At 62.2% G+C, this 26,282-nt stretch carries 17 protein-coding genes and 3 pseudogenes; 2 read left to right on the top strand and 18 right to left on the bottom strand.

Annotated elements, in window-relative coordinates; genetic code table 11:
* Positions 1-30: 30 nt before the first annotated feature.
* On the bottom strand, positions 31-528 hold the full coding sequence (locus BKP54_RS30785) for a DUF2165 domain-containing protein (RefSeq protein WP_025429191.1): 498 nt from the start codon (positions 526-528) through the stop codon (positions 31-33).
* A 254-nt stretch (positions 529-782) separates the two neighbouring features.
* On the opposite strand from BKP54_RS30785, the gene BKP54_RS30780 reads away from it, so the two are divergent.
* Together BKP54_RS30780 and BKP54_RS30775 are read left to right on the top strand one after the other, a co-directional pair.
* Positions 783-1,166: a metalloregulator ArsR/SmtB family transcription factor gene (locus BKP54_RS30780; RefSeq protein ID WP_057209755.1), complete on the top strand. Its 384-nt coding sequence runs from the start codon at positions 783-785 to the stop codon at positions 1,164-1,166.
* 1 nt (position 1,167) lies between these two features.
* A complete protein-coding gene (locus tag BKP54_RS30775) occupies positions 1,168-1,662 on the top strand; it encodes an SRPBCC family protein (protein WP_025429193.1) in 495 nt (164 codons plus the stop codon).
* Positions 1,663-1,707: 45 nt separating this feature from the next.
* On the opposite strand, the gene BKP54_RS30770 is transcribed toward BKP54_RS30775, so the two are convergent.
* The 17 genes and pseudogenes from BKP54_RS30770 to BKP54_RS30690 all read right to left on the bottom strand — a co-directional run.
* The gene (locus BKP54_RS30770; RefSeq protein ID WP_198956893.1) at positions 1,708-3,720 is read right to left on the bottom strand and encodes a beta-galactosidase; all 2,013 of its coding nucleotides are present in this window, start codon (positions 3,718-3,720) and stop codon (positions 1,708-1,710) included.
* 128 nt (positions 3,721-3,848) lie between these two features.
* Positions 3,849-4,883: a LacI family DNA-binding transcriptional regulator gene (locus BKP54_RS30765; protein WP_084815372.1), complete on the bottom strand. Its 1,035-nt coding sequence runs from the start codon at positions 4,881-4,883 to the stop codon at positions 3,849-3,851.
* 14 nt (positions 4,884-4,897) lie between these two features.
* Positions 4,898-6,601 (bottom strand): trehalase family glycosidase, encoded by a 1,704-nt coding sequence (locus tag BKP54_RS30760; protein WP_084815371.1) that lies wholly within the window; start codon positions 6,599-6,601, stop codon positions 4,898-4,900.
* 3 nt (positions 6,602-6,604) lie between these two features.
* A complete protein-coding gene (locus BKP54_RS30755; protein WP_025429197.1) occupies positions 6,605-7,417 on the bottom strand; it encodes a carbohydrate ABC transporter permease in 813 nt (270 codons plus the stop codon).
* The gene (locus BKP54_RS30750) at positions 7,410-8,366 is read right to left on the bottom strand and encodes a sugar ABC transporter permease (RefSeq protein ID WP_057209759.1); all 957 of its coding nucleotides are present in this window, start codon (positions 8,364-8,366) and stop codon (positions 7,410-7,412) included. The genes BKP54_RS30755 and BKP54_RS30750 overlap by 8 nt, the downstream gene beginning before the upstream one ends.
* A gap of 18 nt (positions 8,367-8,384) precedes the next feature.
* Positions 8,385-9,617 (bottom strand): sugar ABC transporter substrate-binding protein, encoded by a 1,233-nt coding sequence (locus BKP54_RS30745; RefSeq protein ID WP_057209761.1) that lies wholly within the window; start codon positions 9,615-9,617, stop codon positions 8,385-8,387.
* 20 nt (positions 9,618-9,637) lie between these two features.
* Positions 9,638-10,786 carry a sn-glycerol-3-phosphate ABC transporter ATP-binding protein UgpC gene (ugpC, locus tag BKP54_RS30740; RefSeq protein WP_025429200.1) on the bottom strand — a complete coding sequence of 383 codons (1,149 nt, stop codon included), beginning with the start codon at positions 10,784-10,786 and terminating at the stop codon, positions 9,638-9,640.
* A 202-nt stretch (positions 10,787-10,988) separates the two neighbouring features.
* Positions 10,989-14,021: an aminotransferase class III-fold pyridoxal phosphate-dependent enzyme gene (locus BKP54_RS30735; protein ID WP_084815370.1), complete on the bottom strand. Its 3,033-nt coding sequence runs from the start codon at positions 14,019-14,021 to the stop codon at positions 10,989-10,991.
* Between the two features lie 17 nt (positions 14,022-14,038).
* The gene (locus BKP54_RS30730; protein WP_025429202.1) at positions 14,039-14,701 is read right to left on the bottom strand and encodes an SDR family oxidoreductase; all 663 of its coding nucleotides are present in this window, start codon (positions 14,699-14,701) and stop codon (positions 14,039-14,041) included.
* Positions 14,702-14,720: 19 nt separating this feature from the next.
* The gene (locus tag BKP54_RS30725) at positions 14,721-16,376 is read right to left on the bottom strand and encodes an amino acid ABC transporter permease (RefSeq protein WP_025429203.1); all 1,656 of its coding nucleotides are present in this window, start codon (positions 16,374-16,376) and stop codon (positions 14,721-14,723) included.
* Between the two features lie 80 nt (positions 16,377-16,456).
* A complete protein-coding gene (locus tag BKP54_RS30720; protein ID WP_025429204.1) occupies positions 16,457-17,203 on the bottom strand; it encodes a transporter substrate-binding domain-containing protein in 747 nt (248 codons plus the stop codon).
* Positions 17,204-17,229: 26 nt separating this feature from the next.
* Positions 17,230-18,297: a LacI family transcriptional regulator gene (locus BKP54_RS30715; RefSeq protein WP_245317939.1), complete on the bottom strand. Its 1,068-nt coding sequence runs from the start codon at positions 18,295-18,297 to the stop codon at positions 17,230-17,232.
* Positions 18,298-18,736: 439 nt separating this feature from the next.
* A pseudogene (locus tag BKP54_RS30710) lies at positions 18,737-21,666 on the bottom strand (DNA translocase FtsK).
* 346 nt (positions 21,667-22,012) lie between these two features.
* Positions 22,013-23,068: a plasmid partitioning protein RepB gene (gene repB, locus BKP54_RS30705; protein WP_084815369.1), complete on the bottom strand. Its 1,056-nt coding sequence runs from the start codon at positions 23,066-23,068 to the stop codon at positions 22,013-22,015.
* 5 nt (positions 23,069-23,073) lie between these two features.
* Positions 23,074-24,325, bottom strand: a pseudogene (repA, locus tag BKP54_RS30700) (plasmid partitioning protein RepA).
* A gap of 277 nt (positions 24,326-24,602) precedes the next feature.
* Complete coding sequence (locus tag BKP54_RS30695) at positions 24,603-26,042, bottom strand: M20 family metallopeptidase (RefSeq protein ID WP_057209771.1); 1,440 nt, start codon at positions 26,040-26,042, stop codon at positions 24,603-24,605.
* Between the two features lie 107 nt (positions 26,043-26,149).
* Positions 26,150-26,282 (bottom strand): annotated as a pseudogene (locus BKP54_RS30690) (IS110 family transposase); the annotation flags it as partial.

Here is a 26,282-nt window from a genome sequence, read left to right as displayed (position 1 = left end):
AGCCGTTCATTGACGGCTCCCCTTTTTTATTCACACGGTTTCTTCGTCGCGCTGGGCCACGAAGATCAGCACCAGCAGGATGGTGATGAAGAAGCGGAAGGCGTCGGGAACGCCGTTCCATTGTTTCGACATCCACATGCCGAACCATTCACCGCCGACCGACATGAAGCCGACCTGCCAGACGAGGAAGCCGAGCGTCAGGCCGGCGATCGCCACCGTCTTCGCCCGGTTGAATTCGCGGGCGCCACCGTTGAGGTTAGTGGCGAGCCTGTAGGCACCGAGCCAGCAAAGCAGCGCCGTCAACGTTTCCGCCGCGATGATCACGACATAAAACAGGTTGTGAAGCACCGGACTGGTGATGGCGCGATATTTGATCGCCGCGTCGGGAAAGATCGTATCCATCATCATCACATGCTGAACGAAGGCGAAGTTCGTTGCGTAGTCGGTGATGTTGCCGAAGGCGACGAGCGTTGAAAACAAGGCGATTGCAGCAACGGCTGCGGTTTTGGCAATCCGAATGATCTTCATGGTCTGGTACTCCTGTCCACTGCCGGCACGCCCAAGATCCGGGCCGAATCTTACCGGCATCAGTCCAGCCATAGCCCACCAGCAAAGTTGATCGAGGCCGCGAGGCGTCTCTTCCACAACTTGCAGTGTGACGAATATGCACTTCGCAAAAGGTGCCGGCAAACGCGTCGCGCGCTCCCTGCCCATGGGCAGTCTTGACTCTCGCGCCGAGTTGCAACATAACCAAATAGTTATAAAACTATTTGGTTATACAAATGACCCCATCCGAACGCCTCGACGCTACCTTTTCCGCCCTTGCTGACCCGACACGACGGGCGATCCTTGCCCGTCTGGCCCTGGGCGAAGCATCCGTCCTCGAACTTGCAGAGCCCTTCGCCATGAGCCAGCCGGCCGTGTCGAAGCACCTGAAGGTGCTGGAGCGCGCCGGGCTGGTTTCGCGCAGCCGCGATGCACAGCGCCGTCCCTGCCGCATCGAGATCGATCCGCTCACTGAGGCAGCCGACTGGCTGGAGGAATATCGCAAGCTTTGGCAAGCGAATTTTGCCCGCCTCGACACCCTGCTTGAGGAGCTGAAAGCCGAGGCTGCATCACAGGCGTCGGCCGCACTCCCCACCAATTTCACCACGAAGGAGGAATGACATGAATGCTGCATCCAACAAACTTGTTGTCACGGCGCATGGCGACCGGGAAATCCGCATCGTCCGCAGCTTTGACGCGCCGCGCCGGCTGGTCTTCGACGCCTTCACCAAACCGGCACTCGTCAAGCGCTGGCTGACCGGCCCGGACGGCTGGTCGCTGCCCGTTTGCGAGATTGATTTGAGACCTGGCGGGACCTTCCGTTACGTCTGGAAAAGCGCCGAAGGTGTCGAGATGGGCATGGGCGGAACCTATCGCGAGATCCAAGCGCCGGACCGGATCGTGCACGAGGAACTCTTTGACGAGGACTGGACCGGCGGCCAAACCCAAGTGACGACCCACTTCGTCGAGGAGGGTGGGCGCACCACGGTGACGACGGCTGTTATCTACTCCTCGACGGAGACCCGCGATGCCGTCCTCAAGTCGCCGATGGAGAGCGGCATTGCCATCGGCTATGACCGCCTCGAAGGAATCCTGGCCTCCGAACCGGCCAAATAGTCATGGAATGACCGTGGGCGGAGCGATCCGCCCACGTTCCAATTCTCATTCCGTCCAGATGGCGACGTCGACGGGACCGAGCTTGCGGGCACCGACATGGAAGGTAGCGCCAGCGCCAGCCGGCACGTCCGCCGCTTCCTTGCCGTAGTTGAAGGCGAAGTTGAGCTTGCCGCGACGGGTGATGCGCAAATCGCCGAGATCAGCGAGCGCTTCGACCGAAGCCCAGCCAAGGGCGTCATTGATCACCTTTTTCAGCAGGTCGCCACGGGCGGCCGCCGCCATGTAACGCGCCTTGTCGTTGCCGACGAGTGCCGGCGCGCCATTGCGGTATTCCCCTTCGAAGGTCGCCAGCACCGCCTCGCTGGTGCGCACGGTCTCGCGCCAGATGCCGGCCGGATAGGTCTCATTGCCGTAAAGCACGGTCTCGCTATGAAATTCCGGCAGGGATTCAACGCGAGCGACACTGACGTCGACAAGTGCTGCGAGCGGTCCCGGCGGCAATCCCTCGGGAATGTGCATGTCCTCAGTCTTGCTGCCGCTGCGCGGTCCGAACAAGACCCTGGCTTGCGACGCGACCAGCTTCTCGACAAAGGCCTCGTTGGCGATGACAAGGTCTGGCGCCAGCACCAGCTGGTAGCCGTCGAGATCGGAATGCTGGCCGATGAAATCGACGTCGACGCCAAGGCGAGAGACGGTCGAATACCAGTCGAGCGCCGTCGCCGAGGCCGAATAGGTCCGACCCTGCGGCAGGGCGCGGGTCGCCCAGCGCGAATTGTAGTCGAGCAGGATCGCGACCTTGGCCTTGCCGCGTGCCTCGCCTTTCGGCAGCCGCTTCATCTCTTCTGCGACCTGAGCCACCTCGAGATAGCCTTGGTCGGGCTCGCTGTTGGGAAGCAAGAGGCCGGCATGGAACTGCTCCTGCGCAAACGGCACCTGCCGCCAGCGGAAATAGGAAACCATGTCGACGCCATGCGCATAGGCAAGCCAGGTCCAGAGCCGAACCATGCCATCGGCCGGCGACTGGTTGTGCGCCGCCCAATTGACCGGACCGGGCTGCTGTTCCATCACCCAGACGCGTCCACGGCCGACGGCCCGGTAGAGATCGTGGTTGAAGGCAGGCTGGTCCGGATCGCCGACACGCAGGTAGCGTCCCTTGTCCTCCGGTGAAAGACGACCGTTCAACAGCCCACCCATCGGGTAAACGTCCCAGGACGCGATATCGATGTCTTCGCCGACCTTGTAGTGGTCGAAGTCGGTGTTCTGCGACATGAAATTGTGCGTCACCGGACGACCCGGCGAGTGCTTGCGGATGATGTCGACTTGCGCCTTGTTGAAGCTCTTCACCTGGTCGGACGAGAAGCGGATGAAGTCGACGATATGGGTCGGGCTCGGCTCTTCGACGAGGTTGTTCGGCAGTTCGACTTCGTCGAAGCTGTTATAGTTCATCGCCCAGAACGCCGTGCCCCAGGCGCGGTTCAGTTCGTCGGTCGTGCCGTAGCGCTCGGCGAGCCAAAGCCGAAACGCCCGCTCGGCCTCGCCGGAATAGCTGTAGATCGTGTCATGGTCGCCATATTCGTTGTCCGTCTGCCAGGCATGGACGAAGGCGTTCTTGCCGTAACGTTCGGCCATGGCCTCCGAGATGCGTGCGGCCTCGATGCGGTAGCTGCGACTGGAGAAGCAATAGTGGCGCCGGGCACCGAACTTGCGCACCACGCCGTTCACGTCGACCGGCAGGATATCCGGGTGACGATCGATCAGCCACTTCGGCGGTGCGGCGGTCGGCGTGCCCAAGATGACCTTGAGACCGGCGCGGCCGAGCACGTCGATCGCGTCATCAAGCCATTCCCAATGGAACTCGCCCGACCGCGGCTCGATCTTCGCCCAGGCGAACTCGCCGATGCGCACCCAGGCAAGCCCGAGCTCGACCATGCGGCGAGCGTCCTCTTCCCATTTCTCGCGCGGCCATTGCTCCGGATAGTAGCAGACGCCGAGTTCGAGCATGTCGGTCTCCTGCTGGTCGGCGTTGAAACGGTTCGGTCTCGTCAGGGGCATATGCAAGATCGGGTCCTTCGTCATGCTCTCGGCCGGCTTCACCCGGCACTTCGTCTTCGATGCGAGCGCTCTTAGGGATATAAACGTTTATATCATCAGGCGCAGTCGTGTGGTCGTCGGGTCGTTGTTTGTCTTCAGCGGTTCGGGGTCAAACGGTCGTCGCAGCGCTCGATCAGCTTCGGCATCAAAAGCGTCTGCAGCGCCTCCGGCGGCTCGCCCTCCATCCGGCGAAGGATGTAGGCGCCGAGCAGGCTGCTCGGCTCGCTGATCGGCAGGTAATAGGTGGTGATCGGTGGCGCGAAATACTGACTGACGTTCAGGTCGTCAGTGGCATTGATGACGGCGTCGCGGCCATGCACGAGGCCGCGCTCATGGAAACCGGAGAAGGCGCCGAGGGCAGAGGCCTCGTTGGCGCAGATATAGGCGGTCGGCGGATTGGAGAGATCCGCCATCGTCAGCACGTTTTCCCGCCCGAAGGCCGGCGTCAACCGCCCATGTGCGACCAGAGCCGGGTCGAACGGCAAGCCGGCAACCTCGAGCGCGCGCCTGTAGCTTTCAAACCGGGTTATGCCGTAGCTCAGATCCGACAGTGGGTTGAGCAGCGCGATGCGGCGATGGCCGCGGTCGACCAGTCTCGCCATCGAAACCCGGATCATCTGCTCGTTGTCGGCATCGACATAGGCATGCGGCGCGTTGTGCACGCTGGTGCCATAGGTGACGAAGGCAAAGTCGGCCGCCTGCATCGTGCGGATGCGCGGATCGTCGGCGCGCGTGCCCGAGATGATGATGCCGTCGGCCTTCTTCAGCGACACGATCTGCTGGATGACGGCCTGGCTTTCCTCGAAATTCCTGACCGCATAGAGCGAGACCCGGTACGGGCTGTCTTCCAGCGCCCAGGAAATGCCGCTCAAGAGCTGGGCGTATTCCACGCCTTCCCACTCGTTCTGCTTCGGGCCGGGCGCCGTCATGATCGCCGCGACCTGATAGGTCTTGCCAGTGCGCAACTGCACGCCGTGCATGTTCAGTTCGTAACCGACGCGCTCGGCCGCTTCGATCACGATCGCGCGCGTCTCCGGGCGAACCTGAGGCGAATGCTTCAGGGCCTTCGAAACGGTGGCAATCGACAGCCCCGTTTCCTGCGCAATGGTCTTGATCGTTGGTCTTTGCATGGCGTCTCGGCTCGTCATGGATTGTCGTCGCTGAGCGATGCCGCCAGCAGGAGATAGACTGCGGATGTCCAGGCGAATGCCCGATCGCGAAGGCCCCTCCCCGACCGCGCATCGAAGTTTTCGGCCATACCGCTTTTGCTTGCAAGTGAACAGAACTTTTCCGCGATTTCGCGCGCCAGTTCAATCTCCCCTTGCCGGCGCAGGCCATCCCAGAGGAGCAACGTCGTCGGTGCCCAGATCGGGCCGCGCCAGTAGCCGTCATCCTCATAGAACGAACTTTTGGGGCTCTCGGTTGCCGGCCCCCAGGCGGTGATGAAGCCGCCAGCGACGAGACGGGCAACAAGCTTTTCGCGCATTTCCGCGGGCAGACGCGTGCCGAGCAACAGCGGCATGAACTGGATCAGGTTTTCGCCCGGCAAGATGCGGTCCGGTGCGCCCGCAAGCCGGGCGCCAAACGTTGCGCCGGTCCAGAGGCGCGCGAACAGCAACGCCTGCAAGGCATCCGCCTTGGCGTTCCATTCCGCAGCACGCGCAGGATCGCTCTCGAGCAAAGTCGCAAGCGTCTCGCAAGCGAGAATGAGGAATACCGGCAGATCAGGCGAGATGACCGGGCCACCTTCGGCAAAGAAGGTCGCATTGTCCCAGCCACTATCGTTGCCATGGAAATAGCTCGGCAGCGACGTTGCGTCCGTGCGCGCATAGGTCAGCCAGTAGTCGACCTGCCGGCCGATTGCGTCGCGCAGATAGCTCTTGCGCTCCGCCGTCAGGAAATCCGGGTGCCTAGCCGCGATAAGCGACACCGCCCAGCCATGGACCGGCGGCTTGGTGAAGGCGAAGAGCACGTCACGATCATTGATGTAATCGGGCAGGAGACCGGAGCCGTCCTGATGGTCGAAGATCGCTGCGAGCTGGTCAAAGGCGAGGTCCGCATCGACGGCCGCCACACCCAGTGCCGAAAAGGCGTTGTCCCAACTCCAGATGTTGATCATGTGGTTCTTGGACATGTAGATCGCCGGCCGTGTCAGCTGCCCGCCAACCGGCACGCCGTTTGCCCACAGCAGATAGCTTGCCAGCCGATGCGCCGCGTCCTGACCGTGCGCGCCCCTCGGCACCTTGCCGTACCACTTTTCGAACTCGACAGTGACGTCGGAAAGGGCGTCCGCGAAGCTCTCAAGCGGCGCTGTCGGCGGCACGGTGCGGAAGAAGTCGACATTGCCCTCGAAAATGCCTGTGCCCGTGAATGCGAAGGAAACGTCGGCCGAGTGGTCGCGCTGCCAGGCGCCCGACACGTCAAGGGTGCCAGACACAGCCCGCGGGATGAATTTCACGTTCTCGACGGCTGCCACGAGGCAATCGACGCCGGTGGGCGTGCGATAGACGTAATCGTAGCGCGATCCTTCCAGGTGAAAGCGCACGCCGGCATTCTCGCCGCGGACATGTAGCCGCTCGCCCTCGCCGATAACAAAAGTCAGCGATCCGGCATTGATGCGGGCAACCAGCCGCTCCGGCGTCAACTCAAAGGTTGCCTGCGCCGGCTTGCCCATTGCATCGAGGAACTCGACGCGGCAAAGGCGACCGAGCGAGGGCCGTTCGTCACCGCCGGCAACAAAGCGCAGATAGAGAGCACGCGCGCCGTCGCCACCCGGCACCTTCATCATCGACAGCGTCAGAAACCGTCCTTTTCGGCTGAAGGGGATATGATCGATATCGAACAGCATCGTTTACCCCTTCACCGACGAGCCGACCGCACCATCCATGATGTAGCGCTGGGCGACGAAGAACAGTGCCAGCGGCGGCAGGCAGAGGATCACCGTGATCGCGGCAATCGAGGTCACGTCGACTTCATGCAGGCCCTTGAACATCGAAAGGCCGAGCGTCAGCGTGTATTTCGACTGGTCGTTCAAGAAAATCAGCGGACCAAGATAGTCGTTCCACGCGTTCATGAAGTGGAAGGTACCGACCAGCACCAGCGCTGGCATCATCAGCGGCAGATGGATGCGCCAATAGATGTCGAAGGCGTTGGCGCCATCCATGCGCGCCGCTTCGTCGATCTCCATCGGCACGGTCATGATGTACTGGCGAAGCAGGAAGACGAAGAAGGCGTCGGCGAAATAGGCCGGCACGATCAGCGGCTTCAGCGTGTTGATCCAGCCCAGCATGTTGAATTCCATGTAGAGCGGAATCATCTTCACGTCCCACGGGATCATCATGGTGGCGAGCAGCACGATGAACAGCGGGTCGCGGCCAGGGAAGCGGAAGCGGGCAAAGCCATAGGCAACCAGCGAGCTCGAGATCAGCTGCCCGATGGTCGAAAACACGACGACGATGACCGAGTTGGTCAGGTAGGTGCCGAAGGGCTGCTTGTTCCAGGCGGCGGCAAAATTCTCCCAGTGCCATTCCGACGGCCAGAAGACCGGCGGGAACTGGTAGAGATCGGCGGTGCTTTTGATCGCCGTCATGAAGGTCCAGTAGAACGGCGCGATAAACAGGGCCGAGAGCAGGATCAGCGCGGAATAGAGCAGCGTCTTACGCATGGCCTTCTCCATCGTTCTGGCGGACTTCGCCTTCGTAGTAGACCCAGGCGGCCGACCAGCGCATCACGCCGAGGCTGAGCGCCAGAACGATGATGAACATCACCCAGGAGCCGGCGGCGGCATAACCCATGTCGAAATATTTGAAGGCGTTGTCGTAGATATACATAGCAAAGAAATAGGTGGAGCCGAGCGGGCCGCCCTTGGTCAGGAGGAGCGCGATGGTCAACTGTTGGAAGGCCGAGATGATCGAGGTGATGAAGGTAAAAAGCAGCATCGGCCCGAGCATCGGCAGGGTGATGAACAGCATCTGTGCCCAGCCGGGAACGCCCGAGACGGTGGCCGCCTCGTAAAGCTCCTTCGGAATGGCTTTGAGGCCGGTCAGAAGGATCAGCATGGTGCCGCCGAGACCCCAGAGGCTGGCGATGATAATCGCGACGATCGCGAGATTCGGATCGCCGAGCCAGTTCGGCCCGTGGATGCCGACGAGCGACAGCATGAAGTTCAAAAGGCCGTATTCCTTGCTGTAGATCCAGCTCCAGATCGTCACCAGCGCGACGCCGGAAATGACGCTCGGCAGATAGAAGGCGGTGCGGAAGAAGCCGCTGGCAAAGGTGATGTTGTGCAGCATCATCGCCAAGAGGAACGACATGACGATGTTGAACGGCACGTAGATCGCCGCGAACTTCACCGTGATCCAGAGGCTCTCCCAGAACTGCGGATCGTCGAACAGCATCGATTTATAGTTGTCGAGACCGACAAAGGCCCGCTCACCGACCACCGGCCAGTCATAGAAGCTCATCGTCAGGGAGAAGACGAGCGGCCCGAGCGTGAAGAACAGGAACCCGAGGATCCACGGGGAGATGAACAGATAGGGCGCTGCGTAGCGCGCGATGGCTGAGCGCTTGCGCCTTGCCACCTTGGGCTCTGCCCCGGCATAGGTCATATCCATCCCCCGTACTCCCTTTGCTTACTTGATCAACCGCTTGGAACGGCTGACGGCATCGTCCAGATGCTGCTTGGCGTTGCCCTGGTCGATCATGGTTGCTTCGATGGCGCGCGCGAGATTGTCCTGCACCTTGCCCCAGTTGGCGTTCTTCAGGAACGCGTGGGTTTCGGTGTTCGAGGTCGCGAGAATGTCGAAGAACGGCTTGTAGATCGGATCGGTGGTCATGCCCTTTTCTTCGGCAACGCTGGTGCGGACCGGCAGGTCGTTGATCCGCATGGCAACGGCTTCCGGCGAGGAGAAGAACTTGACGAACTCCCAGGCGAGGTCAGCGTGTGCTGCGTCCTTGGCGATCGAGATCGCCGAGACGCCGAGCGCCGAATGGGCGGTCTTGTCGCCGAACTTCGGCAACGGCGCCACGCCATACTTGATGCCCGAGGAGTCGATGCCTGCCTTCGACCACATTGCGCTCTGGAACATGGCGATCTTGCCGCCCTTGAACAGCGTGCTGCCCGAGGTGTCGTCGCCGAGGTTGAGCGTGATCGCTTCCTGCGTCTTGGCCATATCGCCGAACATGTCGAGCACCTGGGCCGCCGCATCGCTGTTCATGTAGCCGTCGATCTGCTTGCCATCGTCGGAGATGTACTTGGTGCCGTTCGACCAGAGGAACTGCTCGAAGTCGTAAGGGTCGGGCTTGGCGTCGACGGCAAAGCCGTAGACCTTGTTCTTCTCGTCACGGAACTTGGCGGCCTTGGCGCGCAGATCGTCCCAGGTCCAGCCATCCTTCGGCTCTTCGACGCCGGCCTTGGCGAACATGTCCTTGTTGTAGAAGACGACCTGGGTCGTGAAGCCCGACGGCATGCCGTAGGTCTTGCCTTCGACGCGCGTGGTGTTCATCAGGCCCTTAGGGAAATCGTCCGGCTTCACTTCGGCTGCGTCGCGCGCGATCAGATCGTCGAGCGGCATCAGCGAGGTGTAGTACTGCGGGAAATTCCACATATACATGACGTCGGGTGGGCTGCCGGCGCCGAAGGCGGCGATCAGCTTCTGGTCGTAACCATCGGCATAGGGCTCGACTTGCACCTTCACGCCCGGGTGCTTTTCCTCGAACTTCTTGGCGATCGCCTGCTGGATCGCCAGGCTCTCATCCGTGTCCCAGGTGGCAAAGCGCAAGGTTTCTTCCGCGCGGGCCGTGGCAACTCCAGCCATGGCCAAGACCATGAGCGAGCCGATGAGCGATTTCGTCCTGTTCTGCATGCTTCTCCTCCTCATTCGGGTCACGCGACCCTTTTGCTTTTTTCCTGATTGATCAGCATCTGCGTCTCGGGATCGAGCGCCCGCGCGATCGCCTTGCCGTCGGCATCGAACAGATGGCAATGCTCAGCGGGGATGCGCAGATGGATGCGCTCGCGGTTGGCAACCGGATGCGTGCCGCGCACGACGGCGGTCATGTCGGAGCCATTCTCAAGGCCGATGTGAACATGGCTTTCGGTGCCGAGCCGCTCGACCAGGCGGACGTCGCCGATCAGGTGCGCTTCCTCAGGCGAAACCAGCTCAAGCTTGTCCGGGCGGATGCCGATCGTCACCGGCTTGTCCTTGGCGACGACGGTGGATGACAACGTTCCGAGCGTCAGGTCCCGAACCAGACCACCGCCGGAAAGCGTCAATTCGGAACGGTCCTGGCGGACCAGGTTCGCGGTGACGAAATTCATCCGCGGCGAGCCGATAAAGCCGGCAACGAAGAGGTTCGCCGGCTGATAGAAGAGTTCGAGCGGCGTGCCGAACTGGCTGACCTTGCCTTTGTCGAGCACGACGACGCGATCGGAAAGCGTCATCGCCTCGACCTGATCATGGGTGACATAGATCATCGTGACGCCAAGGCGCTCGTGGAGTGCTGCAAGCTCGACGCGCATGGTCACACGCAGGCCGGCATCAAGGTTCGACAGCGGCTCATCGAGCAGGAACAGCTTCGGCTCGCGAACAATCGCGCGGCCGATGGCAACACGCTGGCGCTGGCCGCCGGAGAGTTGGCGGGGCTTGCGGTGCAACAGTTCGGAGATGCGCAGGATGTCGGCAGCGTTGTTGACGCGGCGATCGATCTCGTCGCGCTTCATGCCGTTCAGCGCCAGGCCGAAGGACAGGTTCTTGCGCACGTTCATGTGTGGATAGAGCGCGTAATTCTGGAAGACCATGGCGATATCGCGCTTGGCCGAGCGCAGATCGGTGATATCGCGATCGCCGAGGCGGATCGAACCGGAATCGAGCTCCTCAAGACCGGCGATCGAACGCAGGAGCGTGCTCTTACCGCAACCGGACGGCCCGAGAAAGCACACGAACTCGCCATCGGCGATATCGAGATTGATGCCCTTCAAGACTTCGAGCGAACCAAAGCCTTTGCGCAGATTTTCAATACGGATAGCTGCCAACGGGCCCTCCCCTGATGGCGAACATTGTGGCAGCCGGCTTAACGCTTACCTTACCACATGCTCGTGTTAAACGTTTATATGCACGATAAAAACGTTTAACTTTGTTGTAAAGCGAAAAAATCGGTGCTTGAGAAATTGCTGTGGGCGATAAAGGGCACAAAACCGATACGGCCGGTTCATGACCGGCCGTATCGTTTCTTGATCAATGGTTTAGGCGTCCGAGCGTCTCGTCGAGCGCATTGAGGAAATGGTCGCAATCCTCGGCGCTGAACGGCGCCGGCGGCTTCACCTTCAGCACGTTGTGGTGCGGCCCCTCGCTGCTGAGCAATATCCGATGCTTGCGTTTCATTTCAGCGATGACGAAGTCGAGCTCGCTTGCGGCCGGTTCCTGGGTCTCGCGGCTGCGCACCAATTCGATGCCGTTGAAGAGACCGTAGCCGCGCACGTCACCGATGATGGCATGGCGCTTGGCCAGCGCACGGGCGCCGTCCATCAACCGGTCGCCGACAACACGGCAGTGGTGCATCAACCGTTCGTCGCGAATGACGTCCAGCACCGCAAGGCCGATCTCGGCCGAAACCGGATTGCCGCCGAAGGTGTTGAAGTACTCCATGCCGTTGGCAAAGGAGGCGGCGATCGCCTCGGTGGTGACGACGGCGGCCATCGGGTGTCCGTTGCCGATCGGCTTGCCCATCGTGGCGATATCCGGGGTCACACCTTGCGTCTGGTGCGCCCACATATGGCTGCCAACGCGGCCGAAGCCGACCTGCACTTCGTCGGCCAGGCACAGGCCGCCGGCGGCACGCACATGGGCATAGGCCTCATGCAGATAGCCTTCCGGCAATGTCAGCTGCCCGCCCGTTCCGAGAATACCCTCGCTGAAGAACAGCGCCGGGCGGCGGCCGTTTGCGGCAAGCGCCAGCACCTGGTTGCGCACATCCTCGGCATATTTGCGGCCTGCATCGACGTCGCCATAGCGATAGCGGCCGCGATAGAGATCGGGCATTTCCGCGACCTGGACATGGGCGGGGCGGCCCTCTCCGCCCTTGCCGGCAAACTTGTAGGGGCTGACGTCGATCATGCTCGACAGATGGCCGTGATAGGCATGATCGACGGTGATGACGTCGCGGTTTCCGGTGTAGGCACGCGCCAGCCTGAGCGCCAGGTCGTTGGCCTCGCTGCCGGAATTGACGAAGAAGCAGACGTTGAGTGGGTCGGGGAACTGCGCGGCCAGCCGCCGCGAATATTCGACCAGCGAATCGTGCAGATAGCGCGAATTGGTGTTGAGCTTCTCCATCTGCATCTGCGCCGCCTTGACGACGCGCGGATGGCAATGGCCGACGTGGCAGACATTGTTTACCATATCGAGCCAGCGCGTGCCGTCCTCGTCGATCAGATGAGCGCCCTCGCCGCCGACGATCTTCAGCGGCGCTGTGCTATAGGCGATACTGAGCGAACGCCCGATGCGCCGGTGACGCTCACGCACCAGAAAATCCTTGTCGCGGGCGACGATCACCGAAGCCGGCACAGGCAGCCCAAGCACAACGCTCGGATCGGGGCTGACCTCGCGCCAGACCTGCCATTGATCACGCACGCCGACGCCGAACATGCGGCCCACCAGCCCCAGATGGTCGGTCACCAGCTGCAAATGCAGATGCGGCGCCCAGTTGCCGTTTTCTTGGGTGGCACCAAGGCTCGCAAAGCTTTCGCCCGTGGCGATCGGTTGGCCGACCGTCAACTTCGCCATCGTCTCGCGCGACAGATGGCCGTAAAGCGTCCAGAAGATATCCCCGGCATCGGTGACATGTTCCAGCAGGACGGTCGGGCCGAAGCCGAAGGCGACGGCATCGTCATGAAGGAAAGCGACCTTGCCAGCGAACGGTGCATGCACCGGTTCCAATGCCGGCGCGAAGATATCGACGCCAAGATGGACTGAACGGCGCTCACCGGCGGTTGCCGTTTCGTAGGCGTCGCCCTGATAGATCGCGCGATCCTCGCCGTAAAGGCCGATGCCATAGTCGGCATTCTGCTCGCGAATACGCGCGGCGATCAGCGCCTCTGCCGCCGTGGCATCCAGTGCCGCCCACTGTGCCGCTTCGGGACTGGAGGCGGAGAAATCGAAGACGGCGACCTTGGGCTTGGCGACGGACGGCTTGACGATGGCGGAAAAGTCATGGGCGTTCTGCTCCAGCCAGCGCACGACGGACGCCGCATGCGCGATCGGCGCAAAGCCGCAGGCGTCGCGGATGCGGGCGATCGCAATCGCGCGGTTCTCGCGTTCGAGCCGTTGAAGCTCACGCCAGACGTCTTCCTGGCTGACAAGCAGGTAGGTGTTTTCAGGGTTGTCGCGGATCTGCTTGGCCGCCATGCACATGCTGACGGCATAGCGGGTGCGAACGAGATCGAAGATCAAAGCCGTCTCGGCCTCGCTGATCGGGTTCGCTCGGTGATAGGCGCCCGCGAGCGCTGCGATGGTGCCGACCGCATCCGCCGTGCCGATCAGCGCATAGGCGGCAGCGACAGCGATCTCGACGACGCGCCACGTTTCGACCATATCGCCGAAATCCAGCAATCCGCTGACGCGTCCCTCGTGGTCCAAAAGCACATTGTAGTCGTTGGCGTCGTTATGGATGACCTGTCGCAGGCAGCTTTCGAGGCTTGGCCGGACGGACGACGCGAACCGTTCGAGGATGGCGCGAACCGCTTCCCGCTTGTCGTCGCCGTCGATCAGACCCACGTGGTTCAGATGCATATCGGCACGGCCGATATCCCAGGCATAGACGCGTTTCGTGCCGGCATGGGCAAAGCCCTTGAGGCTTTGGTCGAGCTGGCCGAGCAGGTGCCCGAGCGTTTCCGCGCTCGTCAGACCGCGGGACGCGGATTTCACCCAGATATCGCCGGGTAGCCAGGTCAGGAGCCGCGCGGTGCGCTCGCCGCGCACCATCGCTTTCACGGTTGACGCGCCGGCGCGACCGGGCACTGGCCGCGAGACCGGCAGATCGACTGCCGTTTTTGCGAGGTGGTCGAGCACCGCGACTTGCATGTCAAGTTCATCGGCATCGCCTGGCGCGTGCAGCTTCAGGAGATATTGCTCGCCGTCTTGCGCGCGAACGCGATAGTTGAGGTCGTGCTCGCCCGGCAGCGGCGAGATATCCCCTTCGATGCCATAGGTCTCGATGAGCAGCGCCCGGATTGCCGCCAGTTCCTGCTCAGCCTTCAAGTCTTCCTGTGCCATGCCTGCTGCTTGTCCCGTCACCATGAAATCCGTCGTCCGTCGTAGCTGCAGAAGCTGCCGCTGTCGGCCATGTCCGCTTCGTCGATAATCGCTTTCAGCCCAGCGGCACTTGTTGCCACCGGAACATTTGCCTCGCCGCCACCCATGTCGGTCCTGACCCAGCCGGGATGCAGCGACAGGACGGTGATGCCGTCCTTGCGAAAATCCTGTGCCAGCTTCACCGTCGCCATGTTCAACGCCGCCTTCGAGCAGCGATAGGCATAGTCGCCGTCATCATCGTCCAGCGTGCCTTCGGCAAGCGAGCCGGCACGACTGCTGATGTTGGCGATAACACAGCGTTCACCGGCCAGAAGGTTCGCATGCAGCGCACGTGCCAGGAGCAAAGGTGCGAGCGCGTTGACGCGCATCACCTCGAGGAAATCATCGCTGTCCAGCGTCGCAAGCCCACCCGTGTCGCCGCGGATGCCGGCATTGTTGATCAGAACGTCGATGGCCACACCTTCGAGCGCTCTGCCAAGGGCCATGATCGAAGCGGGGTCGGAGACATCAAGCGATTGCGCTTCAATGGCACCTTCGAAAGACGCTTCCCCTCGGACGCAGGCAATGACCCGCCAGCCGTCGGCCGCATAGAGTGCCGCGAGCTCGCGCCCGAGACCTCGCGAGGCACCGGTGATCAGCACGGTGCGTCGTACCTCCGTTTTATCGATGCTTGATGTCATATTTTCTCTCGACCATGTTCACGAGGCTGGCTGCAGCAAGCGTCAGGAAGATGTAGAAGATCGCGGCGGAGTTATAGGGCGCGAAAGGCAGGAAGCTTGCCGACTGGAACTCGCGCATGCGCTGGGTGATGTCGCGGATCGACAGGATCGACAGCAGCGAGGTGTCTTTGAGGATCGCGATCAGTTCGTTGCCGAGCGGCGGAATGATGATCCTGAAGGCCTGCGGCAGGATGACGAGGCGCGCTGTCTGCCAGCGATTGAGGCCGATGCTGCGCGCCGCCTCGACCTGGCCGACCGGTATGGCGTTGATGCCGGAACGGAAGATTTCCGCGAGGTAGGCCGAATAGGCAAGCGCCATGGCGACGATGCCGCGCACCAGATTGGGTGGGTCGAGCACGCCTTGCGTCGCGTCCTTCAACGCGCCGCTGAGCGGCAACCCGACATAGAGCACGATGACCAGCATCGGAATGCCGCGAATGGTATCGACGATGAATTCGGAGCCGACCGCCAGCGGGTGGCGCTGGTGCAGGTAGCCGCCGAAGGTCAGAAGCCCGAGGATAATCGCCAGCACCGCAACCGTAATGCCGGTTGCGCGATCGCGGTCGTTGAGCGCTTCGGTCTTCCAGAGCACCGGCAGATCGGCAGGCGCCGAGGCGGCCGGCAGCAGGGCGGCGCTGACCCCTTCGTTCTTGGCCATGGAAGCGAGTGCTTCGGTCGGGCCGACAAAGGTGCGAACCGGCGTTTCCGTCTGCGGCGCGCCGTCATACTGGCCGAACCGCACCGCACCGATCAGACCCGCCGGCGTGTTGGTGACGATGCCGACCTTGCCCTCGAGCGAACCGGCAAGCACGTAGGTGTCACGCGGCTGCAGCAGGAACCAGGCGGCGACGAGCGCCAGAACCAGGGTCGCGACCGCAAAATAGAGGCTGGTGCGCACCGTCGAGCGCAATTGCAGGAGGCCGACCCAGACGAGACCAAGCACTGCCGCCAGGATGTAGGCGGCAATCGCGGCGCGAATGGTGGTCGCCACCCCCGCCGCAAAGGCGATGTGCGCGAAGAAGAGAACGAAAACCAGCCCGGCGCCGTTGACGACGCCGAGGATCCAGCGCCCGACACGTCTGAACGGACTGTCCAGAGGCTCGCCGCCACGTGCGCCTGCAAAAAACAGCCCGAGACCGAGGGTGCTCGACACCAGATATCCCGGGAACAGCCAGGACTCGACACCACGAAGCCAGAGATCGGCGGCCTCTGTCAATTGGCGCGGCGTCACGCCCTTGACGATCAGGTCCGATTTGAACGCATCGACGCCGTTTGCCACGACCGAGGCGATGAAGGGGTGAATGTTATGCCCGAGCAGCAGGACGACGGCGGCGCCGAGGTTCAGTATGGCCGCGGCCACCGCCCACTTCGGACGGCTCGCCTTGGCCCGCGAGAACAGGAGCACGCAAAGGCCCGCCGAAAAAGCGATCGCCAGCGCGAGAAAGCCGGGCACGAAGGCAGACGAGCCGTTCTCGACGCCGAGAATGGCGCGAAGCGACCGCTGGTAGTCTCCGGAGGATACGAAAAGATAGATGATGAAGGGCAGCGCGGTCAGGATGATGAGATTGCTCGGACGCACGCTTCTCAGGAACGACATTCATTCCTCCGGGGTATTGCTGTTGAAAAGGCTAGCCCCCGGAGCGGCCGCCTCGGCGCTCCGGGGAAATTGCGGAAGGCTTATTTCAGGCCCCAGTATTTGTTGACCAGCTGGTCGAGCGTGCCATCGTCCTTGATCATCTTCAGGCCCTCGTTGAAGGCCGCGACATTCTCGTCGCCCTTGCGGAAGACGAGGCCGAGCGGATCGGATTCCAGATCCTTGATCGCCACCACCAGTTCGCCGGCAAATTCGCGCTCGTAAGCCGCCGCATTCGCGCCATTGATGACGACGCCGTCGACGTCCTTGTTCTTGAGCGCGATGATGGCGGCGCTGAAGGTGTCATAGGCGGCAACGTTCTCCTTACCGACCACACCTTCGGCAACCTGAGCGTCGGTGGTATTGGCCTGGGCGGAGAGCTTTCTGCCGGCCTCCTTGAAGCGATCGAGCGTGATGTCCTGGTCTTCAACGCGCATCAGCACCGCCTGGCTGTTGACGATATAGGGGTCGGAGAAGTCCATCGCCTTCTTGCGTTCATCGGTGATCGAGACGCCGGAGGCGACGAGATCGAAATTGCCCTGATCGAGTGCGGCAAAGATGCCGTCCCAACCGGTGGTGATGAACTCGGCCTGGCAGTTGATCTTGGCACAGACCGCATTGACCACATCGACGTCGAAGCCAACGATCTGGCCGCTGGCCGGATCGACGCTTTCCATCGGCGGCGAGGTGGTGTCGGATCCAACCTTGAGCAATTTTCCGCCGAGATCGGCAGCGTGGGACACACTTGCGGAAAGAGCCGCAAATGTCAGGGCAATAATCAGTTTTTTCATGGTTCTCCTCCTTGGATGATGAATGTTCATGCCAGCCTGCCGCCGAGATTGTCCGGCTGCCTTTCGATCAGGGTTGGCCTGAAGACCTGCCGGAGCGCCTTCGGGTCCTCACCCTCCATGCGCTTCAGCAGGAACTGCCCGAGCGTCCGTCCGAGGACCTCGATCGGTTGATAGAAGGTGGTGATCGGCGGCGTGAAATAGGCGCTGACGTTGATGTCGTCATAGGCGATCACGTCGACATCGACGCCAACCTGCCGCCCGAGACTGCCGAGACCGGAAAGGACGCCGAGCGTCGTCGATTCGTTGATGCAGACGAAGGCAGTCGGCGGCTCCGCCACCTGCAAAAGGTCGATCACGCTCTGCCGGCCAAAATGGGTCGAAAGATCGCCTTCGACAACGAGATCGGCAGAGGCGGTAACGCCGGCTTCGCGGAAGGCGCGGGCAAACCCGTCCAGCCTGTCCAACGCATAGGAGAGCAGACGCTCCGGGTTGACGAGCGCGATGCGGCGATGGCCGCCGGCAAGCAAGCGGGCGGTGGCAGCGTGGGCTGCCCACTCGTTGTCGATATCGACATGGGCGTAATCCAGATCCTTGCGGCAACGCCCCATCGAGACAAATGGGAAATGGTGGTCGACCAGCAGATCGATGCGCGGGTCGTCGGCAAGAATGCCGGAAAAGATCAAGCCGTCGGCCAGACCCTGATCGACGATGCGGCGCGCCGTTTCCGCGCCGTCGGCAGCATCGCGGATGACATGCACGGACATGCGGTAGTCCGTACCATCCAGCGCCTGGCTGACGCCGCTCAAAATCTGGGTATATTCGACGCCGTCCCACTCGTAATCGCGTGCCGCGGTAACCGGCATCAGCACTGCCGCCTGAAAGCTCTTTCCGGTGCGAAGCGCCATGCCGCGCGCATTGGCCTGATAGCCGACTTCGCGCGCCGCCTTGAAGATGAGATCGCGGGTAACAGGCGCAACGACGGGCGAATCCCTGAGCGCTTTCGAGATCGTCGCGATGGAATAGCCGGTGATCTCGGCCAGTGTCTTGATCGTCGGCACCGGTGTACGCCGGGTTCTGTGCATATGCGCCGCCATGCACCCTCCCAGGCCGTTGGCTCACTCTGAACATATGCGTAACAGTCAATAAAAACGTTTTCAAGAAAAATAAAAACGTTTTTATTATCATATGGGGAGAAGTTCGACGTCAAAGAAATTACTACCAAGACTGCCTAATGGGCCAGGAAGGTGTGCTTTGCGCCGGAGCGGAACCCAAAGGACTTGCGGATCAACACCCGCCGAAGACTACAGCGCCGCGCGTCTCATTGGACGCGCAAAGGTCGCTGTAGCACTTTGAATGGCTGCATGTTTTGTCCTTAAATCGAATAGGATTTAAGGGAACCGGCAGTAGACCTTTGCAGCCAGGTAAAATCCCACGAATGAAAAATGGCCGCGAAGCATTCCCTTCGCGGCCTTCTTCATCGATATTCAGAGTAGAGACGCACGGCACATCACACTGCGCCGTGCGGGCGCCTTCTCAATCCATGTCGTCGTTATCAGGCGCAATCGCATGGTCACGATTGCCATGGATGATCTCACGCTTGCCGACATGGTTGGCAGCGCCGACAAGGCCCTCCTTCTCCATGCGCTCGACGAGCGAAGCCGCACGATTATAGCCGATACCCAGCCGGCGCTGGATGTAGGAGGTCGAGCACTTCTTGTCGCGCAGCACCACCTTGACGGCCTGGTCGTAGAGTTCGTTGCCGTCCTCCGAGGCCATCGCCGTCTTGTCGAAGACAGCGCCCTGCTCTTCCGCGGGCTCCTCTTCCTCTTCGTCCGCGGTAACGGTCTCGAGGTATTCGGGCCTGCCTTGCGTCTTCAGGTGGGCGACGACGTGCTCCACTTCCTGGTCCGAAACGAACGGTCCGTGGACACGGGCGATCCGCCCGCCGCCCTGCATGTGCAGCATGTCGCCCTGGCCGAGCAGCTGTTCGGCCCCCTGTTCGCCAAGGATGGTGCGGCTGTCGATCTTCGACGTCACCTGGAAGGAGATACGGGTCGGGAAGTTGGCCTTGATCGTGCCGGTGATGACGTCGACCGAGGGGCGCTGCGTCGCCATGATCAGGTGGATACCGGCAGCACGCGCCATCTGCGCCAGCCGCTGGATAGCACCTTCGATCTCCTTGCCGGCGACCATCATCAGGTCGGCCATCTCGTCGACGATGACGACGATATAGGGCATCGGCGCCAGATCCATTTCCTGCTGCTCGAACAGCGCCTCGCCGGTGCCCTTCTCGAAGCCGGCCTGGACCGTGCACATCACCGGCTCGCCCTTTTCGCGGGCAGCGGCAGCACGCTGGTTATAGCCGTCGATATTGCGAACGCCGAGGCGCGACATCTTGCGATAGCGGTCCTCCATCTCGCGCACCGCCCATTTCAGCGCCATGACGGCCTTCTTCGGATCGGTGACGACGGGGGTCAGCAGATGCGGGATGCCGTCATAGACGGAGAGTTCGAGCATCTTCGGATCGACCATGATCAGGCGGCACTCTTCCGGCTTCAACCGATAGAGCAGCGACAGGATCATGGTATTGATCGCCACCGACTTGCCCGAACCGGTGGTGCCGGCAACGAGCAGATGCGGCATCTTGGCGAGTTCTGCAATGACGGGCTCGCCACCGATCGTCTTGCCGAGGCAAAGCGCCAGCTTGCAGTTCGTCTTGCGGAAATCGACGGATTCGATCAGCTCGCGGAAATAGACCGTCTCGCGCGTCGCATTCGGCAGTTCGATGCCGATGACGTTGCGGCCGGGCACAACAGCGACACGGGCTGATAGTGCCGACATCGAGCGGGCGATGTCGTCGGCCAGGTTGATCACCCGCGAGGATTTGACGCCGGGCGCCGGTTCAAATTCGTAAAGCGTAACAACCGGCCCTGGCCGGACATGGATGATCTCGCCACGCACGCCGAAATCTTCGAGCACGCTTTCGAGCAGCCCGGCATTCTGTTCGAGCTGCTCCTGCGACATGAAGAAGCCGCGGCCTTCCGGCGGTTCCTGCAACAGGTCTTCGGCCGGAAATTCATAGCCGTCGGCGTGCGCGAAACGCTCGGTCGCGCCGATCGGCGGCAGAAGCGAAGGTGCGCGCGAGACCTGGGCGGGCATGGTGATAGCCGCCTTTGAGACTGTCGCAACGGTGCGAACAGGCTCTTCCTCGGCCATAAGTGATGTGATCTCGGCCGGTTCGACCGCAACAGGTGGCACGGACGCGATTTCGGACGGCACGATCATCGGCTCCGCCGCATCGCGCGTGGGTTCCATCGATACGGGTTCTGCTAGTGCGGGCACAACGGCGGCAGGCACCGATGGCACCTCAGCTGCCGGGCGGCATTCGACAACGCGGAACAGCGACGTGATCGCCGTCGGCGGCATGCGCTTGATTTCGACTGCCTTGACGGGAATTGGGGCCGGGGCCGGGGCCGGTGCCGGCATCGACACGACAGCTGCGGGCGTGAAGGAAGCGGGCACCGCTGTGTCGACGAATGGCTTCGGCTGCACAATGGCTGCCTCTGCCGGGCCGTCATCCAGGGTGGAGGGGCCAAACTCGAAGAAGGCGAAGTCCGACAGAAACGACAGACGCGTGTCGGCCGGGGCTTCTACTGCCGCCGCTGGCTCGACTATCTGCGTCGGTTCAACGGGTGCAGCCAGCATTGCGATCGCCACAGGCGCCTCGTTCGCGGACTGTGCCGGCAGGCTCGGGCCGATTGCAGAGCCAGCAACGGTAGCGTTGGGCGCCAGGTTGGCCGCGCCTGCCTTTGGCGCCGACGACCAATGCGGCAGCTGGCTCGTGAGAACGCGCAGCAGCTCGGAGGGGCTGTAGGAAGGCAGGGCCTGCTCAGGCACGGGTGCGGGCATACGCACGGGAACGACATCGACCATGTCCGGCGATTCGACGGGGGCGACGGCTTCGATGGCCGCAGACGCTGCTTCCACGGGCTCTGCCGCGGCGACGACATTTTCGCTTGAGGCAATCTGTTCCTCAGATGCGACATCGCTGTCGCTGTCCGAAGGCGCGCGGCGCTTGGTAAACTCCCGTTCCGGCGTGCGGGTAAACCGCACGTTCGGCGCCAGGAAGAAGTGGCTCTCCCACGTTGAATCGCCGTAGTGGCCAGCGATCTCCGACAGGGTCGGCAGCGGCTCGTCGGTCGACGTCGTCACCTGGGCCGCGCATAGGCCGTGCCCTGGCCATAGAGCCGGGCAGCGCGGCCGACATGCGCCGTCGCGTCCGATTGCTGGTTGGCTGGTTTGCGAGGCGCGGCAGGCGCCTCGTACAACTGGTAGGGATCGACTGGATCCACGTCATGGGTGGGCATATCGCTCAACGCACCGTCCTGCGGATCGTCATAGTAATCCGCCTGGTTTGCATCATGCAAAGCTGCCTGAGAGAAGTTTGTCCTGGGAATACGCATGGGTCCTGGAAGAGCTAGAGACATCGCCGAGGGGCCTGCTAAGCGATAGAAAATGAAGGTTAACAAGTCCCTTCCAAAGGCCGCTTGAAAGACAACAGGCGCGCCGTTCAATCCAGCAAAACAGTCGGTGAAACGGCCGCAATCCCCATCCCGCTCAAGGGCATCGCGCCATTCTGTCGCTGGCAGAACCTGGCCGAAAATATTTCTTCCGGATTGTCATTTTGGCACGTCGCGGCGCAGCAGGGGCAACCGCTTCGGTCGGAGATACGGACCATAACGAATCGGGCCGGCGTGACATTGTCACGCGCGAGAATGACCGCCATAGGCTCGGCAAATTCCCGAGCGATCAGCTCCGGCGCGCAGCGACGAAAGCCGCGTGATGCCTGGCCAGAAGCTCGATCGCTTCATCGACAAACGCCGGGCTGACATTGGCCGAAAACTCGATCCGTGCACTCTTTCCGTCTCGTCTCAGCTTGGCAAAGGCCTGGCCGTTCTCGTCGGTGAGAACCTCGGGTTTGGCCGGATCCTGCCTTTCGGTACGCGACAGACGCGCAAAGACGAACTGGAAGCGCTGGTCGCTGTCAGCCTCGAGGAAACGCCTCAGACCAATCTCTTCCTGCGCCTTCTGCAGCGCCTGCTCGCCCTCAAGCAGGCCGCCGATCGCCATCCAGCGTTCGCGACCGACCTTGGGCGCCGGACCGATTGCCCGTGCGATTGCCATTGGAACGCTTTCGGCGACCTGGATCAGCCGCGACAACTCGCTCTTCTGGACGGCGAGCGCATCGCCGATCACCTTTCGATCAAAGCCGCGCTCGGCCAGGGCCGAGGCAAACAGCGCCCGCTCGATAAAAGACAGGTTGCGGCGTTCGGCGTTTTCCTTGCCCTGCGCCAATACAAGTTCGTCGTCGGTCAGGGACCGGACGATGGCCTTGACCTTGATGCCGAGGCTGCGGACGGCGTTCAGCCGGCGGTGGCCATAGGCAGTTTGATAGCGGCCCTGCTTTTCCGGGTGCGGGCGCACGAGGATCGGCGACTGCTGGCCGTTTTCGCGGATGCTGTCGCCAAGCGCCAGGAAGTCCGGATCGTCGAGCTCACCATCGGTCAGGCGGTCGCCGACGAACGAGGCGTCGACCAGATCCGGATCAAGTTCGACAACGCGCTCGCCCTGATGCAGCGCCTCGCGCAGCGATCGCGCCTCTTCTGCCTCGCGGGTGATGCTGCCAAGCGAAAGGCCCATGGCCTTGATGGCGCCCGAGGCCGCACGCGGCGTATCGGCAGCAGGTGCGGCAGGCGTCAGCGTCGTTATCTCAGCGGAGCTCGTCGCATTGGGTTCGGCGCCAGGCGCAGGCGCTACGTTTCCGGAAAAGAGTGCGCGCAGTTCGTTCTTGCGGTTGCCAGCCATGTATTTTAGCGCCCCCAGGCCGCATGAATGAGAGCTTCGATCTCGCCGTTGACGGAATTCAAGGATTCGATCGCGCGGTCGTAGGTCGCGCGGGTGAAATTCTCGCGACCCACTTCGTAGAGCGTCTGCTTCGTCAGACCGGCATCGGAAACGGCGGTCGACTTGACCATCGCAGAGGTCAGGACACGGTCTCCGAACAGCGAGCGCATGAAACCGACGATCTGCGCCTGCGGCCCGTCGTTCGGCTCGAAGCGGGTGACGAGATAGCGCAGGAAGTCGAAGTTGAGTTCGCCGCCCGCCTCGCGCACGACGCTCAGGAGGTCCGAGGTCATGTAGAGAAACTGGTTCATCGACGCGACGTCGAGCATCTGCGGATGCACGGTGACGAGAACCGACGTCGAGGCGCAAAGCGCCGACAGCGTGAGATAACCGAGCTGCGGCGGCAGTCGATGACGACGACATCGTAATCGTCGGCAACGCTTGCCAGTGCCGACTGCACCCGTGCGAAGAACAGCGGGCCGGCATCGGAGCCGCTGTGGCGGGCGCTGAGTGCCTGCGGCGTCGTATGCTCGAATTCCTGCAGTTCCAGATTGCCGGGCACCAGGTCGAGCCCGTCAAAATATGTCGGACGGATGATGTCTTTCAGCGGCCGCGCTTCGGCGTCGTAGCGGATGGCGCCGTAGAGCGTGTCGTTGCCGGTGAGGTCCAGCTCTGGCTGTAGCCGAAGAGCGCCGAAAGCGACGCCTGCGGGTCAAGGTCGACGGCGAGAACCCGGTGGCCGGTCATGGCGAGATATTGCGCGATATGGACCGACGATGTGGTCTTGCCGGAACCGCCCTTGAAGTTGGTGACGGAAATGACCTGCAGGTGCTCGCCGCGCTCGCGGTCGCGCCACTTCAGGTAGCTGCGCGCCTTGGCGGCATTGCCTTTGGCAAGTGCCTGCTCGGCAAGGTGGCGGCGAAGCGCGTTGATGTCGGACAGCGAATAGGAGCGGCGACCGCCGGTGCCGGTATCGGGTTGAGGCCCCTCGCCCGCAAGCGACAGCTGGCGCAGGTAACCGTCGGAAACGCCGATCAGCTTGGCCGCCTCGCCTGAGGTGAAGCTGCGAAGCGTCTTCATCGCCGTTGGCGGAAACAGCCGCTCGCGCATCGCCTTCAGCTGTTCGGAAAGGGCGCGCGCATCGGCCGCGATCGCTTCGTCGGCTGGCTGGCGGGCGTGGGAAGGGTCCGTCCCGGATCGCGTCTGTGTTACCGTCATGTCCATTCCCGCCATGCTCCTTGCGCGCTTTCCCGCACCATTGACACCGGGATGCACTAACAGAGATTTAATTCAGATACGCCTAAACGGCACATATTCACAAAATTCCGTAACAGAGATGCCGCAGACAATGATTCGCGTCAAGGCATCGAGCCGAATTCGAACATCCCGGCCGGCAAGATCCTGCACGCTTGCGAGACGGAAGAGACAAAAAGGCCGCCGGCCCAAGGGCGGCGGCTCGTCGTGACGTCGCGTGAACGCGATTGCCGTCGAAGGATCAGAGCTTGGGACCGATATGATCGGGGATCGGGCACTGGTAGGGCTTGCCTTCGGTCTTTTCCCGCCACTCGGCCTTTGCCTGCGCCAGCAGTTCCGGATCGAGGATGAGATCGAGACCGGTCGTCGCCAACGACTTGGCCGCGTGGGCGAAAGCCTTGTGTGCCGCGGGGCTCTTGCCTTGCGCTACCACCTGCCAGGTGTGCGGCGCGGTGCCTATCGCCCAGGCGGGCGCCCAGCATTGCGCCGTCGGCGTCACCCAGCTGACATCGCCGACATCGGTCGAGCCGGCGCGGAAATGCGATTGGCCCTCGAAATCGCGAAGGCCGAGGTGGAGACCACTCGATCCGTCCATGCGGCTGTTGGAGAAGACGTCGCCCTTGATCTGGTAAAGCCGGATGCTGCTGGCGATCGCCTCCGGCGTCATCGTCTTCTGGATCTCACGGGCAAATTCGAGGTCTGCCTCGTCGAAGGGAACCGGTCCGAGCGCGACCATGTTCTGGTGGATCGCCGTCTCGAGCGTGATGTTCGGCAAAAGATTGGTGGCGGCGCGATCGAAGACGATCTCGACCTCCGTCTCGGTCATCATCGCAGCGCCCCTGGCGACCTTGTCGATGCGGGCAGCCAGCGCAAGCGCCTCAGGCATTTGCGGTGCACGCACAAGGTAGAGCGCTTCGGCGCGGGCCTGGACGACGTTGGCCGCCTTGCCGCCGGCGTCGGTGATCGCATAGTGCACGCGGCAATCCTGCGGCATGTGCTCGCGCAGGAAGTTGACACCGATATTCATCAGCTCCAGCGCATCGAGGGCGCTCCGTCCAAGATGGGCGCCGTTCGAGGCATGGGCGGCGACCCCCTTGAAACGATAGTAGATTTCGAGGACGGCGAGATTGTTGGTCGAGCGCACGCCATTGAAGGGTGCTGGGTGCCAGGTGAGTGCGGTATCGACATCGGCAAAGGCGCAGGCGCGCGCCATGAAAGTCTTGCCCGAGCCGCCCTCTTCGCCGGGGCAACCATAGTAACGAACGGTGCCTGGCAGATCGTTCTCGCGGAGATAACGGGCAAGGGCGACTGCAGCCAGCAGCGAGCCGGTGCCGAGCAGATTATGCCCGCAGCCGTGTCCGGTGCCGCCCTCTTCAAGCGCCTTTGCCTCGACGACGCCGGCGATCTGGCTCAAGCCCGCAAGCGCGTCGAATTCACCGAGAAGGGCAATGACCGGGCCACCCGCGCCGGCTTCACCGGTAAAGGCGGTTTCGATATCGGCCGTTCCCCGCGTGATGCGAAACCCGTGCTTTTCCAGCATCGCTATTTGCGTCGCCGCCGACTGGTGCTCGCGAAAGCTCAGTTCGGCATAGTCCCAGATCGCGTCGCTCATCGCTGCGAATTCAGGCTTCAACTCTTCGACTATATCTGCAAGAGCGGCGACGACGGATGGCTGGGGCATGGGTATTCCTCTTGCGGGCGACATGTGGGCCGGCCGCATTGGCATTTCTGTCTTCAGATGGAAGGTGGCGGCACGGATGCCGCCACCGGATACGATACGCGGTCGGGCCGCGACTCTCCGCGTTTGAAAGCCAACAGCGCTCGGACCAGCGCCTCACCATCCAATTTGTCCGTCTTCGCTCGCCGGCGCCTGCGCGAGGTTGCTATCGAGGCTGGATCGACGACGTAACTTTCTATCCCG

It is taken from the genome of Ensifer sp. 1H6 (assembly GCF_001976035.1).
Taxonomy (GTDB): domain Bacteria; phylum Pseudomonadota; class Alphaproteobacteria; order Rhizobiales; family Rhizobiaceae; genus Ensifer; species Ensifer canadensis.
The sequence above is the reverse complement of the archived record's forward strand: the minus strand, read 5'-3'. Positions and strand labels throughout refer to the sequence as shown.

Coding starts and splice junctions, on each gene's coding strand:
- BKP54_RS30785 (WP_025429191.1), bottom strand. CDS start 528: ATGAAGATCATTCGGATTGCCAAAACCGCAGCCGTTGCTGCAATCGCC.
- BKP54_RS30780 (WP_057209755.1), top strand. CDS start 783: ATGACCCCATCCGAACGCCTCGACGCTACCTTTTCCGCCCTTGCTGAC.
- BKP54_RS30775 (WP_025429193.1), top strand. CDS start 1,168: ATGAATGCTGCATCCAACAAACTTGTTGTCACGGCGCATGGCGACCGG.
- BKP54_RS30765 (WP_084815372.1), bottom strand. CDS start 4,883: ATGCAAAGACCAACGATCAAGACCATTGCGCAGGAAACGGGGCTGTCG.
- BKP54_RS30760 (WP_084815371.1), bottom strand. CDS start 6,601: ATGCTGTTCGATATCGATCATATCCCCTTCAGCCGAAAAGGACGGTTT.
- BKP54_RS30755 (WP_025429197.1), bottom strand. CDS start 7,417: ATGCGTAAGACGCTGCTCTATTCCGCGCTGATCCTGCTCTCGGCCCTG.
- BKP54_RS30750 (WP_057209759.1), bottom strand. CDS start 8,366: ATGGATATGACCTATGCCGGGGCAGAGCCCAAGGTGGCAAGGCGCAAG.
- BKP54_RS30745 (WP_057209761.1), bottom strand. CDS start 9,617: ATGCAGAACAGGACGAAATCGCTCATCGGCTCGCTCATGGTCTTGGCC.
- BKP54_RS30735 (WP_084815370.1), bottom strand. CDS start 14,021: ATGGCACAGGAAGACTTGAAGGCTGAGCAGGAACTGGCGGCAATCCGG.
- BKP54_RS30725 (WP_025429203.1), bottom strand. CDS start 16,376: ATGTCGTTCCTGAGAAGCGTGCGTCCGAGCAATCTCATCATCCTGACC.
- BKP54_RS30720 (WP_025429204.1), bottom strand. CDS start 17,203: ATGAAAAAACTGATTATTGCCCTGACATTTGCGGCTCTTTCCGCAAGT.
- BKP54_RS30715 (WP_245317939.1), bottom strand. CDS start 18,297: ATGGCGGCGCATATGCACAGAACCCGGCGTACACCGGTGCCGACGATC.
- repB (WP_084815369.1), bottom strand. CDS start 23,068: ATGGCTGGCAACCGCAAGAACGAACTGCGCGCACTCTTTTCCGGAAAC.
- BKP54_RS30695 (WP_057209771.1), bottom strand. CDS start 26,042: ATGCCCCAGCCATCCGTCGTCGCCGCTCTTGCAGATATAGTCGAAGAG.